At 71.1% G+C, this 16,127-nt stretch carries 7 protein-coding genes and 1 pseudogene; all 8 read left to right on the top strand.

Annotated features, from left to right (window positions below):
* Positions 1 to 31: 31 nt before the first annotated feature.
* The 8 genes and pseudogenes from ACFO6S_RS13650 to ACFO6S_RS21270 all read left to right on the top strand — a co-directional run bounded on the left by ACFO6S_RS13650 (position 32) and on the right by ACFO6S_RS21270 (position 16,026).
* Entirely contained in the window at positions 32 to 1,078 is a 1,047-nt protein-coding gene (locus ACFO6S_RS13650; RefSeq protein ID WP_378417792.1) for an MCE family protein, read from the top strand.
* The gene (locus tag ACFO6S_RS13645; RefSeq protein ID WP_378417790.1) at positions 1,075 to 2,223 is read left to right on the top strand and encodes an MCE family protein; all 1,149 of its coding nucleotides are present in this window, start codon (positions 1,075 to 1,077) and stop codon (positions 2,221 to 2,223) included. The genes ACFO6S_RS13650 and ACFO6S_RS13645 overlap by 4 nt, the downstream gene beginning before the upstream one ends.
* Positions 2,223 to 3,290, top strand: a complete 1,068-nt coding sequence (locus tag ACFO6S_RS13640) for an MCE family protein (protein WP_378417788.1) — start codon at positions 2,223 to 2,225, stop codon at positions 3,288 to 3,290. The genes ACFO6S_RS13645 and ACFO6S_RS13640 overlap by 1 nt, the downstream gene beginning before the upstream one ends.
* Positions 3,287 to 4,504, top strand: coding sequence for an MlaD family protein (locus tag ACFO6S_RS13635; protein ID WP_378417786.1), 1,218 nt, complete (start codon positions 3,287 to 3,289; stop codon positions 4,502 to 4,504). Before ACFO6S_RS13640 ends, ACFO6S_RS13635 begins: the two co-directional genes overlap by 4 nt.
* On the top strand, positions 4,494 to 5,087 hold the full coding sequence (locus ACFO6S_RS13630) for a mce associated protein mas1a (protein WP_378417784.1): 594 nt from the start codon (positions 4,494 to 4,496) through the stop codon (positions 5,085 to 5,087). The genes ACFO6S_RS13635 and ACFO6S_RS13630 overlap by 11 nt, the downstream gene beginning before the upstream one ends.
* A 42-nt stretch (positions 5,088 to 5,129) precedes the next feature.
* Positions 5,130 to 6,011, top strand: a complete 882-nt coding sequence (locus tag ACFO6S_RS13625; RefSeq protein WP_378417782.1) for an oxygenase MpaB family protein — start codon at positions 5,130 to 5,132, stop codon at positions 6,009 to 6,011.
* 442 nt (positions 6,012 to 6,453) lie between these two features.
* Positions 6,454 to 11,148 (top strand): annotated as a pseudogene (locus tag ACFO6S_RS21275) (amino acid adenylation domain-containing protein); the annotation flags it as partial.
* 39 nt (positions 11,149 to 11,187) lie between these two features.
* The gene (locus ACFO6S_RS21270) at positions 11,188 to 16,026 is read left to right on the top strand and encodes an amino acid adenylation domain-containing protein (protein ID WP_465269193.1); all 4,839 of its coding nucleotides are present in this window, start codon (positions 11,188 to 11,190) and stop codon (positions 16,024 to 16,026) included.
* The last annotated feature ends 101 nt before the right edge of the window (positions 16,027 to 16,127 follow it).

Below are 16,127 nucleotides of genomic sequence, written 5' to 3'. Positions count from 1 at the left end.
GCGGGTCGGGCCGCGAGCGGGAGGAGCTGAGATGTTCCTGGTCAAACTGACCGACGTCGGTGTGGGGATCTACCTGTTCCTGTTCCGGGGCGAGCGGCGCGCCGACAGCGCTACGCCGCTGGCGTTGGGCGCGCTGGGCATCGTGCTGCTGGTCGCCGGCCTCGCCGTGGCCGTCGGCGTCCCGAAGGTCTGGTACCAGATGCGGACCAGCCCCTACGTGGCCGAGCTCGACAACGCGAGTGGCCTGTCCGGCGGCGACCCGGTGTACGTCGCGGGGGTGCCCGCAGGCCGAGTCGAGGCCGTCGAGCTGGCCGCGGACCGCGTGCGGGTCGACTTCCGGCTCGACGACCGGCAGCCGCTCGGCAACCAGAGCACCGCCACCGTCCGGCTGAAGACGGTGCTGGGCAAGCGTTACCTGGAGGTGGTGCCCGCCGGCGTCGACGACGGCGCGAACCTCATTCCGCTCGCTCGGACCACCGTGCCCTACAGCCTCGACGACGTCAGCCGTGATGCCAAGGCGGCAGCCCAGGGCGTCGACACCGAGGCGATGAAGGCGATGTTGTCGTCACTGCAGCAGGTGATGCCGGGCGACTCGGAGCAACTCGGCCGGACGCTGGCGGGGCTGAGCGGGGCGTCCGCGGCCTTCGCACGCAACGGCGAGCAGGTGGACAGTCTGCTCGCGGTGTCGCGGTCGATATCGGACCTGGTTGTCCGCCAGGGTGACTCGCTGGCAACGACACTGTCGAACGCGCAGACGCTGGTCGAGATCCTGGCCGTGCGCAAGCGGGCCCTGACGGAGCTGGTGGACAACCTCAGCTACGTCCTCGCCACCGCCTCCACGTCCCTGTCCGAGCACGACGCCGAGTTCGACCAGCTGATCGTGAACCTGACCGAGGTCACCGGCACCCTGAAGGCCAACGCCGACAACGTCGACCGGATCATGAAGCGGCTGCCGCCGGCGTTGCGCTCGGCGACCGACGCGACCGGCAACGGACCGTGGACCGACGTCACTGCGCCGTCCGCGGTCATCCCGGACAACATGCTGTGTGCCATCGGGGTCATGCAGGGGTGCCGATGAACACCGGTGCCGGAACCGAGACCACCGCCACCCGGACCGGGTCCGGCGGCAGGCGGTGGTCGAGGGTCGCGACCGCGCTCGTCCTCGTGGCGGCCGTCGCGTCCGCCGGCTGGTTCGTCTTCGGCCGAACCGATGCCGCCAAGACCGTCACCGCCGACTTCAGTTACGCCAACGGCATCTTCGTCGGCAGCACTGTCACCGTCCTCGGGGTCCCGGTCGGAACGGTCACCGCCGTGGTGCCCCGCGGCACGACGGTGCGCGTGACGATGTCCATGCCCGACGACGTCCCCCTACCCGCCGACGCCAATGCGTACGTGCTCAACCCGTCCGTCATCAGCGATCGGCACGTCGAACTCGGCCCCACCTACCGCGGCGGCCCGCGGCTCGAGGACGGCGCGCAGATCCCGACCGACCGCACCCACGCCCCGATCGACTTCGACGGGTTGATGGGCGCCGTCAGCACCCTCACCGACGCGCTCGGCGGCGAGGACGGGCAGATCGGTGACCTGGTCGCAGACGCGGCCGACGGCTGGCGGGGCCGGGGCGAGCAGTTCAACACGGCGATCACGAACCTCAGTGCCGCAACGGGTGTGGTCGGCGCGCGCGCCGAGGACCTCGGTGCCCTCGTGGAGAACCTGAACACGTTGATGGCCGCGCTCGACGCCCGGCAGGTGAGCCTGGACAGCCTCGTCTCGGGCCTCGGTGAGCTCGGCGACGAGTGGTCGGCCCGGCAGATCGACATCGGCGCCCCGCTGCAGGACCTGCGCGTCGTCCTGGACCGGATGAACACGTTCATGACCGGCCACGGCGACGACGTCGGGGAGGTCGCGGGCAACGTGGCCGCGCTCGGCGACGTGCTGGCGGCCAACCAGTCGGGTCTCGCGGAGTTCATGGACGTCGTCCCACTGTTGATGCAGAACCTGTCCCGGTCCGTCGGCGACGACGAACGGGGCCGGATCCGGCTCAATGTCTCCACCGCGCTGACCCAGTTCGCGGTCGCCGAGCCGCTGTGCCGGCAGTACCCGATGCCGCTGTGCACCGGCGCCGGGCTGACCAACCCGATCTCCTTCCCGGTCAGCGCATCCGATCCGCTCGGCATCGTCTCGGCGATCACCGGCGGCGACCTCCCACCGAAGGGGAACTGATGAGCAGGCGATCGCCCACGCCCACGCGGTGGCGCCGACTGGCGGCCGCCGGGACCGGGTGCCTGCTGCTCGCCGGCTGCGGGGTCGGCATGCAGGACCTGCCGCTGGGGCGGTCCGCGGACGGCCCGGCGTACGAGGTGACCCTGCAGCTGACGAACGCAGGCGGACTGCTGATCGGCGCGGACGTGCGCAACGGCCAGCAGGTGATCGGCCGGGTGGCGAACCTGGCGACCGGCACGTTCGGCGCGAACGTCCGGCTGAGTCTGGCCGCAGCCGCCGCGCTGCCCGACAACGTCGACGCGTCGGTGGAGCTGCCGTCCGCGCTGGGCAGTCCCTTCGTCCGGCTCGTCGTCCCCGCCCGGCCGTCCGCGCGGATCCTGCAAGACGGGGACGTGATCTCGGTGTCCCACACCGAGATCGGGCCCCAGATCGAGAGCGCGCTGGCGACACTGGGCGCCGTCCTCAGTGGCAGCGGGATCAGCCAGCTGCAGACCGTCGTGGTCGAACTCGACAAGGCGTTCGGCGGACGGTCCGGCGAGATACGCGGGCTGACGGCCACGACGATCTCCCTGCTCGGGACGGCCACGGCGAACCAGCAGGACTTCGAGGACGCACTCGACCTCGCGGCGCGGGTGTCCGGGCAGCTGGCCGCGCAGCAGGGCGTCGTCGACGGCTACCTCGACGCGCTGCCGGGGGCCGTGCGGGTGCTCGGTGAGCAGCGGGATGCGATCGCCGCGCTGCTCGACTCGAGCGCACAGCTCGCGGCCAGTGCCAACGCGATCCTGGCGGACTCGCCGCAGGGCCTTGACGCGCTCGTGCGGGACGCGTCCACCGTCCTCGGTTCGCTCGCCTCGTTCAACTCCGAGATCGGCTCGACGCTGACCGCCATGAACACCTTCCTGGGCAACTTCGGCCGGGCGGTGAAGGGCGACTACCTGGTGTTCAACGGCGCGCTCGACGTCCCCGGCGTGATCGACACACTCCTGACCGGGGGCGCGCTGCCTGCCGGCCCGGCCACGCAGCCGCCGGGCACCCTGCAGGCCCTGCTCACCGGAGGTCCGCGATGAGGCGCCTGACGCTGGTCCAGCTGATCCTGTTCGCGATCACCTCGGCGATCGTGATCCCGTTCGGCATCGACTACGTGCTCGGTCCGCAGGCGTTCGGCACCCCGATCCGGGTGCACGCCCGGATGGCGGACGCCCTCGGCGTGACGGTAGGCACCAGCGTCACCTATCGCGGCGTCATGGTCGGCCGGGTGGCGGGCGTCTCGCTCGACCCGGAAAGCCGTGGGGCCCGGGTCGAGTTCGACCTGGACCCGGGAACCGAGATTCCGCGCGACAGCATCGCAAAGATCGGGATGGGTACCGCCGCCGGCATTCAGAACGTGGACATCTTCCCCAACACCGGTGACGGGCCCTTCCTCGCCACCGGCGACGAACTCGCGGTGCCGCAGGACCGGCAGCCGGTGCAGATGGGTGAGCTGATGCTGCGGGCGAACCGCCTGCTCGAGGGCATCGACCCGCAGGCGGTCAGCGACATCGGGACCGAGCTCGGGGCGTCGTTCGACGGGCTCGGGCCCAGCCTGGCGAGCCTGATCGACAACGGCGACGCGCTGTCCGCGCAGCTCGACGACCAGGCCCCGATGCTGCGGTCACTGCTGGAGCGGACCGCGGACCTGGTGGATTCGATGGCAGGGGAGTCGGACTCGCTGGTGCGCGGCATGGGCGCGGCCCGGAACTTCACCGAGCAGCTCGACTCCAACGCGCCGGTGCTGGTGTACCTGACCGACACCGCCCCGCCTGCGCTGCGCAACGCGCGGCAACTCTTCGACCGCTACCACGACACCTTCGGGGCCGTGCTGGCGAATCTGGTCACGGTGGCCCCGGTGATCGCCGACCGCAGCGACGCGCTGGCCGCCGGACTCGTCGCGCTGCCCGACGGCCTCGGCAAGCTCGAGTCGATCGTCAAGGGCAACCGTGCGGACTTCTCCCTCGTCGCCACCCAGGGCCCGGTGTGCAACTACGACACGGTGCGCCGGGCGCTCGGCGACCTGACGCCCGTCGAGCCGAACCTCACCTACTACTGCCCGCCGGGTGCGGACCTGTCCACCCGCGGCGCCCGCAATGCGCCCCGCCCGAACGACCTCGGGCTGGCGACCGCGACCACGCCGGGCAGCGAGATCGGTCCGCCGGTCGTCGACGACCCGATCCTCGTCCCGACCGGGGTCGAGGCACTCAGTCACTGGAAACAGCTCTTGGAGGATCTCGGAAATGGCAAGTGAGCACACCGACCCCGCCACGACCAGCGTGATGGAGGCGATCCCGGCCGGCGGCCACCCGACGGCGGCCACCCCCGACCAGCCCGCGCTCGCGGGGCGAACCGCGGCGGCGTCGCGGCGGCCCCGAACGCTGGTGACCCTGCTGCTGGCAGGCGCGCTGGTCGCGGCCGCGGTCGCGTTGGTCTTCCAGGCGACGGCGGCCCGCCACACCGACGCCCTGCGTACCGAGGCCGTCACCGTCGCGCGCGACTACTCGGTGGCGTTGTCCTCGTTCGACTTCCAGACCCTGGATGCCAACCGGGACAAGGTGGTCGCGATGTCCACCCCGGCGTTCGCGGGCAAGTACAACGAGATGGTCGACGCACTGCGCCAGATCGTCACCGAGGGCAAGGGACAGGCGACCGCGACGGCCGAGCACGTCGGCATCGAGAGCCTCGACGACTCGGCGGCGGCGGTGCTGGTGTTCGTGGACCAGCAGGCGAAGAACGTCCTCGCGCCGGAGGGCAACTCCCAGAAGTACCGAATGGTGGTCAGCCTCGTGCGCGACGGTGACCGCTGGCTGGTCGACAACGTCGACACCAAGTAGGGCGACACCGCCGAAAGTCGATACGAATGGAGGACAGCAGCGATGGACACCGAGCCGACGCTCACCACCGCGTACACCCGGATCGAGATCGGCTCGCGGGTCCGGCGCCGCGACCGCGGGGAGGTGCTGATCACCGACGCCCTCGACTTCTGGGCCTTCGCGGGCGGCGCCGCCAACGTCATCATGCAGTTGGGGTGGCCCGGGGTCGCGTACGGCGTGATGGAGAGCAGGGTCGAGTCCGGCAGCCTGGTCCGGCATCCCTGGAAGCGCGCCCGCACCACCTTCCAGTACCTGACGGTCGCCATCCTCGGCAGCGACGAGGAACGCCGCGCCTACCGGCAGGCGGTCAACGGCGTGCACCGGCACGTGCGCTCGGACGAGAACAGCCCCGTCGAGTACAACGCCTTCGACCGTGAGCTGCAGATGTACGTCGCGGCGTGCCTCTACGTCGGGTTCGAGGACAGCCACCAGTTGCTGCACGGCAGGCTGACCGAGGTGCAGGCCGAGGCGTTCTACCGGTCGTCGTCCACGCTCGGCACCACCCTGCAGGTCACCGAGGACATGTGGCCGCCCACCCGCGCCGACTTCGACCGCTACTGGAACCTGGCCTGCGAGCGGGTGACCATCGACGAACGGACCCGTCAGTACCTCGACGACCTGGTGCACCTGCGGATGATCGGCTGGCCGCTGCGGGCCGTCTTCGGGAACCTGCTGCGGTTCCTGACGGCGGGATTCCTGCCGCCCCTGTTCCGCGACCTGCTCGGCATCGAGTGGACCGAGACCGATCGCCGACGGTTCGAGAACCTCTTCGTTGTCGTCTCGTTCGTCAACCGGTTCCTGCCGCGGTTCGTCCGGCACGGTGCCAACCGGGTGTTGTTGTGGGATGTGCGCCGGCGAATGGGGGCAGGCGCGAACCCGGTGTGAGGCGGTTCGACCGCCCCTGACCGTGCCGATCGGCAGTCAACTTACCGACGAGTAACCGGCCGGGAGGGCGGCGGAGACGATGCGCACAAAACTTGTCGCGCCGCGGGTGAACTGATAACAACTACGGGTGCTCCGCCGCGGTGTGGTGTGCCGTCGCCCCGACCGCATGTGACATGATTCCGGGCGGTTGACTCGCGCGCCGGACCACGGTCGCCCGCCAGGAGCGGGTGGCCGATTGCCGACGTTCGTCTGTGATCGCCGACATAATGTCGGCGACGCGGGACTCCCGACGTGATCGTGGCGGTTCCCAGAGGAGGCGTGAGCTAACGAAGGGTGCCGCCGGAGCGATGACAACAGTGGATCTGCAGGAAACTGTCGTGCCCTGAGCGGGACCACTACGAGACACAGCGACGGAACTTCGTCGAGATGGGGGAGCGAAACCTTGGACACCCTGGGTGCAGTCGGATCTGGTGGAGTTCCGGAGGAGGCGTCGCAGGCTCCTGCATCGCACACCTCCGGACAGTTTCCACTGTCGTCCGCTCAGCGGGGAATGTGGTTCGCTCAGCAGGCCGCGGGAGACGTCCCGCTGACCATCGCCCAGTACATCGAGGTCGAGGGTCTCCTCGACATCGACATCCTGACGGAGACGAACCGGATCGCAGGCAAGGAGTTCGGTTCCGCCTACCTCCGACTGGTCCCCGCGGACGGGCTGCCCGAGCAGGTCGTCGACCGCTCGATCGACGACCACGTCCGGTTCCTGGACTTCTCCGACCGGGACGACCCGGTCGCCGCCGCGCAGGCCTGGATGCGTCAGGACTACGGATCGCCGCTCGACCTGTTCGAGGACCGGCTGATCGTCTCCACCGTGCTCAAGCTCAGCGAGTCCCACAGCTACTGGTACTGCCGGATCCACCACATCGCGCTCGACGGCTTCGGCGCGATGGCCATCGTCAATCGCGCCGCCGAGCTGTACACGGCCGTCGTGCAGGGCCGGGACATCGAGCCCGGGCACGCCGAGGACCTGGTCAAGATCTACAACAACGAGCTGGCCTACCGAAGCTCGCCCCGGTTCCAGCGGGACCGGGAGTACTGGGCCGAGCGGGTCGCGGACCTGCCCGCCCCGCTCAGCCTCAGCGGACGTACCGCTCCGGTGGACTCGCACGCGACGGTGGCGGGCGAGCCGGTCCCGGACGCCACCTCGGAGCTGCTCGCGGCCACCGCGGACAGCAGCGTCGCCGGCGAGACCCCCGCCATCGTGGCGGCCTTCGCCGCCTATCTGGCCGGCATGACCGGCAGCAACGACGTGGTGCTCAGCCTGCCTGTCTCCGCGCGCGCCACCGCGGTGCTGCGCCGTTCCGGCGGCATGGTCTCCAACGTCGTCCCGCTGCGGCTGCGGATCGGCGCCGACACCACCGTCGACCAGCTGGTCGCGGCGGCGAACCTGGAGCTGACCGGTGCCCTGCGCCGGCAGATGTACCGGCACGAGGACATGCGTCGCGATGCCGGCACCGTCACCGGCGAGCGGGGCTTCTTCGGCCCGTCGATCAACATCATGATGTTCCACCGGGAACTGCGGCTCGGCGACTTCACCGGCCGGTTCCAGGTGCTCAGCACGGGTCCGGTCGAGGACCTGGCCGTCAACCTGTACCCCAGCGTGGCGGGCAAGAGCATCCAGATCGACTTCGAGGGCAATCCCAACCTGTACTCGGACGCCGATCTGGGCGGCTACCACCGCCGGTTCCTGAGCTTCCTCGAGCGGTTCCTGTCCGCGGACCGGGACACCCCGATCAGCCGCCTGGACCTCCTCGAGCAGGGCGAGGAGCAGTGGCTGCGGACGGTCGGGACCGGTGCGTCCGAGCCCTTCGCCGTCGACGTCACCGACCGTTGGGATTCGACGGTCGCCGCTGATCCCGGCGCGGTCGCGGTGGTCGCGGGCGGGCGCAGCGTCGACCGCGGCGAGCTCGATCGTCGGGCGAACCAGCTGGCACGCGAGATGATCGCGGAGGGTGTGGGGGCCGACGACGTCGTCGCGCTGATCGTGCCGCGCTCGGTGGACTGGGTCGTGGGAATGCTGGCCGCCTGGAAGGCAGGCGCGGCGTACACCTATGTGGACCCCAGCCTGCCCGTCGAGCGGATGCAGTCGATCCTCGAGGACTGCGACGTCCGGTACGTGGTCGCCACCAGCGCCTGGTCCGAGGCCGCGAGCTACCGGGGTCGGATGGCCCTGCTCGACGACCCGGCCACCCAGGCCGAGCTCGCCGGGCGCGACGCCTCGACGCCTGCGAACCGGTGGCACGAGGACTGCGCGGGATCGCGGATCGCGTACGTGATCTCGACGTCGGGTTCGACCGGCCGGCCGAAGCCGACCCTGGTCCCGATGCACGGCGTCGCGAACAACGTCGAGTGGTACCGGGGCCAGGTCGCGTTGGCACCGGGTCAGGGGCTGCTGATCGCGGGTTCCCCGAGCTTCGACGCGACCCAGAAGAACGTCTGGGTCGCGCTGTCCGAGGGCTGGTCGATCCACCTCGCGGCCGATCCGTTCGATCCGGTTGAGATCATCGACATCGTCGGCGACGGCCGGGTCCGGGTCGCGAACATGGCCCCGAGCCTGTTCAACGTGCTGCTCGACCACGATTCCCGGGGCGTCCTGCCCGGGCTCGACGGTGTGTTCCTCGGCGGCGAGGCCATGCGTCCGGAGCGTCTCGGCGCGCTGGCCGCGGCCGGCACCCGGTTGGTCAACCACTACGGGCCCACCGAGGTCACCGACATGGTGACCTTCCACCCGTTGGATCTCGCCGGGCGCACCTACCCGGACGGTCGGATCCCGATCGGCGGTCCCGTTCAGAGCTTCGAACTGTACGTCCTCGACCAGCACCTGCGGCTGGTCCCGCCCGGCGTCAGCGGCGAACTCTACGTCGGTGGCGTCGGTGTCGCGCGCGGCTACGGCGGCCGGTTCGCGCTCACCTCGTCGACCTTCCTGGCCAATCCGTTCCGGTCCGACGGGGCCCGGATGTACCGCACCGGCGACGTCGTGTGGTGGAACCCGAACGGCGAGTTGGAGTTCCAGGGCCGCAGTGACTTCCAGGTCAAGATCCGTGGCCTGCGCATCGAACTTGGCGAGGTCGAGGCAGCCATCCTGGCGAACCCGGACGTCGTGGCGACCACGGTGCTCGTGCACGAGAGCGACCTGGGCGAGCGACTGATCGGGTACGCGGTGGCGGCGCCCGGCGCCGAGATCGACGTCGCGGACCTGATCGCGGGCGTCGCCGGGCTGGTGCCGAGCTACATGGTGCCCGCGACGGTCATCGTGCTCGACGAACTGCCGCTGACCATGAATGGGAAGATCGACCGCAAGGCCCTGCCGGAGCCGGACTTCAAGGCCCGGAACCAGGCCTACGTCGCGCCGGTCACCGAGCTCGAGAAGGCCATCGCGACCGTGTACTGCGACGTGCTCGGCCTCGGCGAGGTCAGCATCGAGGACAGTTTCTTCGCGCTCGGCGGCGACAGCATCATGTCGATCCAGCTGGTGTCCCGGTCGAAGGAGGCGGGTGTCGCCTTCACCACCCGCGACGTGTTCGACTGCAAGACCGTCGCCAGGCTGGCCGAACTGGTCGGCCAGCGGGCCCTGAGCGACGACGTGGCGTCGGTGCTCGAGGAACTGCCCGGCGCAGGCATCGGCGAGCTGCCCCTGCTGCCCGTCGGCCACTGGATGCTGGGTCAGGGCGCGTTCGACCGTCGGTCCCAGGCGATCCTGCTCAACCTGGCCGCGGACGTGTCCGAGGACGTCCTCGGCGGCGCACTCCAGACCGTCCTCGACCACCACGACGCACTGCGTTCGCGGCTCTCCACGGCCGCCGACGGCGACTGGACCTTCGAGGTCCGCGAGGTCGGCTCCGTGCGGGCCGCCGACGTGCTCTCCCGGGTCGCCGTCACCGCCGAACCGGGCACCGCGGACTTCGAGGTCGCCGTCGCGGAGCAGCTCGACGCGGCCGCCGACCGACTCGATCCGGCCGCGGGCCTGCTGGTTGCGGCGACGGCGCTGACCGCGCCGTCCGGCGCTGCCCGGCTGCTGCTGGTGATCCACCACCTCGCGATCGACGGGGTGTCGTGGCGGGTGCTGCTGCCGGACCTCGCGATCGCGGCCACCGGGCTCGCCATCGGTCAGCCCGCGCGGCTCGAGCCGGTCGGCACCTCGGTGCGCCGGTGGGCGAACGCCCTGCGTGACGAGGCCCGGAGTGATTCGCGGACAAGCGAATTCGACCACTGGCAGCGCACCCTCGAGGGCACGGACCCGGTCCTGGGTGCCCGCGCCTTCGACCCGGCGCGGGACACCTCCGCGACCGCACGGACGCTGCGCGTCGACATCTCGCCCGAGGTCACCCACGCGGTGCTCACCAGCGTCCCCCGCGCGTTCCGCGGTGGGGTCAACGACGGACTGCTGGCGGCACTGCTGCTCGCGGTGACCCGCTGGCGTCGCGACCGCGGGGTCGACGCGTCCTCGGTGCTGCTGGCGCTCGAGAGCCACGGCCGCGACGACGACGTGATCGTCGGGGCGGACCTGTCCCGCACGGTCGGCTGGTTCACCAACATCTTCCCGGTGCGGCTGGAACTCGGCGGCCTCGACGTCGACGACGCCCTCGACGGCGGCCCGGCGGCGGGATCGGTGGTCAAGGCCGTCAAGGAGCAGCTGCTGGCGGTTCCGGACGGTGGCCTCGGCTACGGGCTGCTCCGGCACCTGCGCGAGGACACCGGCAGCAGGCTTGCCGAGTTCGCGGCGCCGCAGATCATGTTCAACTACCTCGGCCGCACCGCCGCCGCGCTGGGCGGGGACCTGGCGGGTGCGCCGTGGACGCCGGACGACTCCGTCGGCATCGGCGGCTTCCTGTCCGCGCACGACGCCGACGCGGCGCTCTCGGCCACCGTCGAGGTCAACGCCGGCATCGAGGGCGAGGGCGCAGGCGCCCACCTCGCGGCGTCGTTCACCTATGCGTCCGAGCTGCTCACCGAGGACGAGGCCGAGCACCTCGCGCACTGGTGGGCCCGCGCGCTCGAGGCCGTCGCGACCTACGCCGCCGACGAGACGGCCGGCGGACTCACCCCGTCGGACCTGGACCTGGTCGCGCTGTCGCAGAAGCAGATCGAGCGGCTCGAACAGCGCTACCCGGCGCTGGTCGACGTGTGGCCGCCCGCGCCGCTGCAGCACGGCATGTACTTCCACTCGCTGCTCGCCGAGGACGTCGACGTCTACACCGCGCAGATCGTGCTCGAACTGGGCGGCGAGGTGGATCCGGACCGGATGCGCACGGCGGGGCAGGCCCTGGTCGCCAGGAACGACGTCTTCCGCACCGTCTTCGTGCAGGAGGAGGACGGCGGCGAGGTGCTGCAGGTCCTGCTCGACGACGTGACGCTGCCGTGGACGCAGACCGACCTGTCGGTGCTCGACGCCGACGTCCGGTCCGCCGAGCTGGACCGGCTGATGCGGGCGGACCGGACCACCCGGTTCGACCTCACCGCCGCGCCGCTGACCCGGTTCCACCTGATCCGTACGGACCCGGACCGGTGGATCCTCACGGTCACCAACCACCACATCCTGGCGGACGGCTGGTCGACGCCGCTGATCGTGCGGGACCTGCTCACCCTGTACGCCGCAGGCGGATCCGCGGACATGTTGCCGCGGGTGCGCACCTACAAGGACTTCCTGTCCTGGCTCGCGGCGCAGGACGCCGAGGCCAGCCGTGCGCAGTGGCACAGTGTCCTGGCCGACGTCGAGGAGCCGACCATGCTGGCCGCCCGTGCGGCGGCGGAGTCGGCGGTCGCCGCGTCCGAGGACGTCTCGGTGGTGCTCGACGACGATCTCGACGGCCGGTTGAAGCGCCTCGCGCGCGGGCTCGAGGTCACCACCAACACACTCCTGCAGGCCGCGTGGGGTCTGGTGCTCGCACAGCTCACCGCCCGTGACGACGTGCTCTTCGGCGCCACCGTGTCGGGTCGGCCTGCGGAGCTGGCCGACGTCGAGTCGATGGTCGGCCTGTTCATCAACACCGTCCCGGTCCGGGTGAGCGTGGACCCCACCGAGTCCGTGGCGCAGCTGCTGACCCGGGTCCAGCGGGAGCAGGCGCAGCTGCTCGGCCACCAGTACGTGGGCCTGAGCGAGATCATCACCGCCGAGGGCAAGGGCAACCTGTTCGACACCCTGTTGGTGCTCGAGTCGTACCCGGTGGACCGGCAGGGCGTCACCGACGAGTCGGACATCGCCGGGCTGCGGCTGCTCGACGTCGACGTGCAGGACGGATCGCACTATCCGCTGGCCGTCGTCGGAATCCTCGGCGGCACACTGGAACTGAACTTCAAGTACATGTCGTCGGCGTTCTCGCGGACGGACGTCGAGGGATTTGCCCGCCGACTGCTGACGGTGCTGGAGGCCTTCGCCGACGACAGCGTCGCGGCGGTCGGCGGGATCGACCTGCTCGACGCCGCAGAGCACGAGCGCCTGGTTCCGGTGCGCGGCGCGGCCGGCGCCGACGGCGTCGCGCTGCCCGAGCTGATGGCCGCCGCGGTCGCGGTGGACCCGGCCGCTCCCGCGCTGGTGGCCGGCGCGACGGAACTGAGCTACGCCGAACTCGACGAGCGGTCCAACCGGGTCGCGCGGGCGCTGATCGCCGCGGGCGTCGGCCCGGAGGTCTTCGTGGCGCTGGCGCTGCCGCGTTCGGTGGAGTCGGTGCTGGGCGTGTGGTCGGTGACCAAGGCCGGCGGCGCCTTCCTGCCGATCGACCCGGCCTACCCGGCCGACCGCATCGCGCACATGGTCTCCGACTCCGGGGTGCGGTTCGGCCTGACGGTCGCCGAGCACCGCGGCGGCCTGCCCGACTCGGTGGAATGGGTGGTCCTCGACGACCCGGACTTCGAGGCGCGGTGTGCCCAACTGGGCGCAGGCGCGATCGTCGACGCGGACCGGCTCGCGCCGCTGCGCACCGAGCACATCGCCTACGTCATCTACACCTCCGGTTCGACGGGGTTGCCGAAGGGCGTGGTGGTGACCCACGCCGGCCTGGAGAACTTCGCGACCGAGCAGCGTGAGCGCTACTCGGTGACGAGTTCGTCTCGCACCCTGCACTTCTCGTCGCCGAGCTTCGATGCCTCGGTGCTCGAACTGCTGCTCGCGGTGGGCGCGGGCGCCACCATGGTGATCGCCCCGACGGAGGTCTACGGCGGCGAGGAACTGCACGGCCTGCTCGCGTCGCAGCGGGTGACGCACGCGTTCGTGACCCCGGCGGCCCTGGCCACGGTGGACCCGGAGGGTCTGGACGAGGTCACCGCCGTGATCGTCGGCGGCGACGCCTGCGGACCGGAACTGGTCTCGCGGTGGGCGCCCGGCCGGGAGATGTTCAACGCCTACGGTCCCTCCGAGGGCACCGTCGCGACCAACATCAGCAGCGCGCTGGTGCCGGGCGCCGCGGTGACCGTCGGCGGCCCGATCCGCGGCGTCGGCGCGGTGGTCCTGGACTCCCGGCTGCGGCCGGTGCCGGTCGGCGTCGCCGGCGAGCTGTACGTGTCCGGTCCGGCGGTGGCCCGCGGCTACCACGGGCGCTCGGCACTCACCTCCGAGCGCTTCGTCGCCGACCCGCACGGTGGCCCCGGCGCCCGGATGTACCGGACCGGTGACGTGGTCCGCTGGGTGGAGGCTCCCGCCGGTCTCGAGGTCGAGTACGTGGGCCGCAGCGACTTCCAGGTGAAGGTCCGCGGTTTCCGGATCGAGCTCGGCGAGATCGACGCCGCCCTCGACGCACACCCGGCGGTGGACTTCGCGGTGACCGTCGGCCGACCCGGTCCGACGGGCGAGATGCTGCTGGCGTCGTACGTGGTGCCGGTGGCCGGGCAGTCCGTCGAGGTGGCCGCGCTCAAGGAGTTCGTCGGCCGGAGCCTGCCCACCCACATGGTGCCGTCGGCGATCGTGCTGCTGGACGCGCTGCCGCTCACGGTCAACGGCAAGCTGGACCGTAAGGCGTTGCCGGAGCCGGACTTCGGTGCCGACGGCGGATACGTGGCGCCGCGCACCCCGGTGGAGGAGGCCGTCGCGGCCGTCTTCGGCGAGGTGCTCGGGACCGACTCCGTCTCCGCCACCGACTCGTTCTTCGCGCTGGGCGGCAACTCGCTCTCCGCGACGCGGGTGGTGGCCCGGGTCAACTCTGCGCTCGGTTCCGCGCTCGGGGTGCGTGACCTGTTCGAGGCCCCGACGGTCTCGGAACTGGCCACTCGCGCCGTCAGCGAGGAGGGCCGCGCACCGCGGCCCGCGCTGGTGGCGGGGGAGCGTCCGGAGCGGTTGCCGCTCTCGCTCGCGCAGCAGCGGATGTGGCTGATCAACCAGCTCGACACCGACTCCCCGTCCTACAACATCGTGATTGCCGTGCGGCTGTACGGCTCGCTCGACCGCGACGCCCTCGCGGCGGCGGTCGGGGACGTGCTGGCCCGGCACGAGTCGGTCCGCACCGTCTACCCGGCGGACGAGGGCGTCCCGCGCCAGCTGGTGCTGCCGGTCTCGTCGGTGCCGGTGGACCTGGAGCCGGTGGCGGTCGGCGAGGCCGGACTCACCGCGGGGCTCGTGGCGTTCGTCTCGCGCGGCTTCGACGTCAGCACGGCGCCGCCGCTGCGGACCCGGTTGTTCCAGGTGGACGAGCAGGAGTTCGTGCTCGCCCTGGTGGTTCACCACATCAGCGCCGACGGTGTGTCGATGGGGCCGCTGGCGCGCGACGTCATGGTTGCCTACGGCGAGCGGGTCAGCGGTGGCGCACCGTCCTGGTCGCCGCTGCCGGTGCAGTACGCCGACTACGCGCTGTGGCAGCGAGCGGTGCTGGGTGCGGAGGACGACCCCACCTCGCTCGCCGCCCGGCAGCTGACCTTCTGGGAGGGCACCCTGCGCGGGATGCCCGCCCTGATCGAGCTCCCCACCGACCGGCCGCGGCCCGCGCGGCAGTCGATGCAGGGCGGCGACGTGCAGGTCTCGCTCGGCACCGACCTGGTGGCCCGCATGCACGAGGTGGCCAGGCGCAACGACGCGACGCTGTTCATGATCACGCACGCCGTGTTGGCGGTGCTGCTCGCCAGGCTGACCGGCGGCGACGACGTCGCGATCGCCACGCCGGTGGCGGGGCGCGGCGAGGCGGAGCTCGACGACATGGTCGGTATGTTCGTCAACACCCTGGTGCTGCGCACCGAGGTGGATCCGGGCGCGAGCTTCGCTCAGGTGCTGAGGCAGGTCAAGAAGACCGACCTCGAGGCCTACGCCCACGCGGACGTGCCGTTCGACAGTGTGGTGGAGCGGCTGAACCCGGCGCGTTCGTCCGCCTACTCGCCGCTGGCCCAGGTGATGCTCTCGTTCGAGAACACCGGTAGGCCGACTCTGGAGCTGCCCGACCTCACCGCGTCGGAGTACGACAGCGGCCTGGTCATGGCGAAGCTGGACCTGCAGCTCACCATCGTCGAGCTGCGCGACTCCGACGGCAGGGTCAGTGACCTGGACGCGTCCTTCCGGTACGCCACGGACCTGTTCGACGAGAAGACCGCCGCGGGCTTCGCCGACCGGTTCGTCCGGATCGTCGAGGCCGTCACCGAGGATCCCGAGTCCGTGGTGGGTGACATCGACATCTGGAGCGCCGTCACGCCGGAGGTGCCGGAGTCGGATGGACTCACGGTCGACGACCTGCCCGGTCTGGTGTCCGCCGCGGCGGCGGCGGCCCCGGCGGCCGTCGCCCTCGATTACGAGGGCACCACGGTCACGTGGGCGGAGCTCGACGCGCGTCTGGCCATGATGACGGCCTCGTTGGCGGAGCGGATGACCGTCGAGGAGATCGTCACCACCACGCTGACCAGCCTGGTGCCGATGATCGTGCTGGCCGTCACGGGGACCGGTTCGGAGGACGGGTTCGGGGCGATCCTGGACACGCTGGTCACGGACGCCGCGAGGACGGTCGACGCCGGTTCCGACGATCCACTGGTGCACATGGCCACCGGTAGCTGAAATTCCGGCGGCGGCGGGCGTGTCGGGGAGATGACGTATGTTCGGAGCGCGCCAATTTGTCCCGCCGCGGCCCGTCAGGTCGTCATGCGGTATTGAACTCA

Source organism: Rhodococcus kronopolitis, assembly GCF_042654025.1.
In the GTDB taxonomy this organism is placed as follows: Bacteria; Actinomycetota; Actinomycetes; order Mycobacteriales; family Mycobacteriaceae; genus Rhodococcus_G; species Rhodococcus_G kronopolitis.
This window is presented reverse-complemented; position numbering and strand designations above follow the sequence as displayed.

Bases quoted from the DNA above. Each gene is read 5' to 3' on its own strand.
- ACFO6S_RS13640 (WP_378417788.1), top strand. From the start codon at position 2,223: ATGAGCAGGCGATCGCCCACGCCCACGCGGTGGCGCCGACTGGCGGCC.
- ACFO6S_RS13650 (WP_378417792.1), top strand. From the start codon at position 32: ATGTTCCTGGTCAAACTGACCGACGTCGGTGTGGGGATCTACCTGTTC.
- ACFO6S_RS13625 (WP_378417782.1), top strand. From the start codon at position 5,130: ATGGACACCGAGCCGACGCTCACCACCGCGTACACCCGGATCGAGATC.
- ACFO6S_RS13635 (WP_378417786.1), top strand. From the start codon at position 3,287: ATGAGGCGCCTGACGCTGGTCCAGCTGATCCTGTTCGCGATCACCTCG.
- ACFO6S_RS13630 (WP_378417784.1), top strand. From the start codon at position 4,494: ATGGCAAGTGAGCACACCGACCCCGCCACGACCAGCGTGATGGAGGCG.
- ACFO6S_RS13645 (WP_378417790.1), top strand. From the start codon at position 1,075: ATGAACACCGGTGCCGGAACCGAGACCACCGCCACCCGGACCGGGTCC.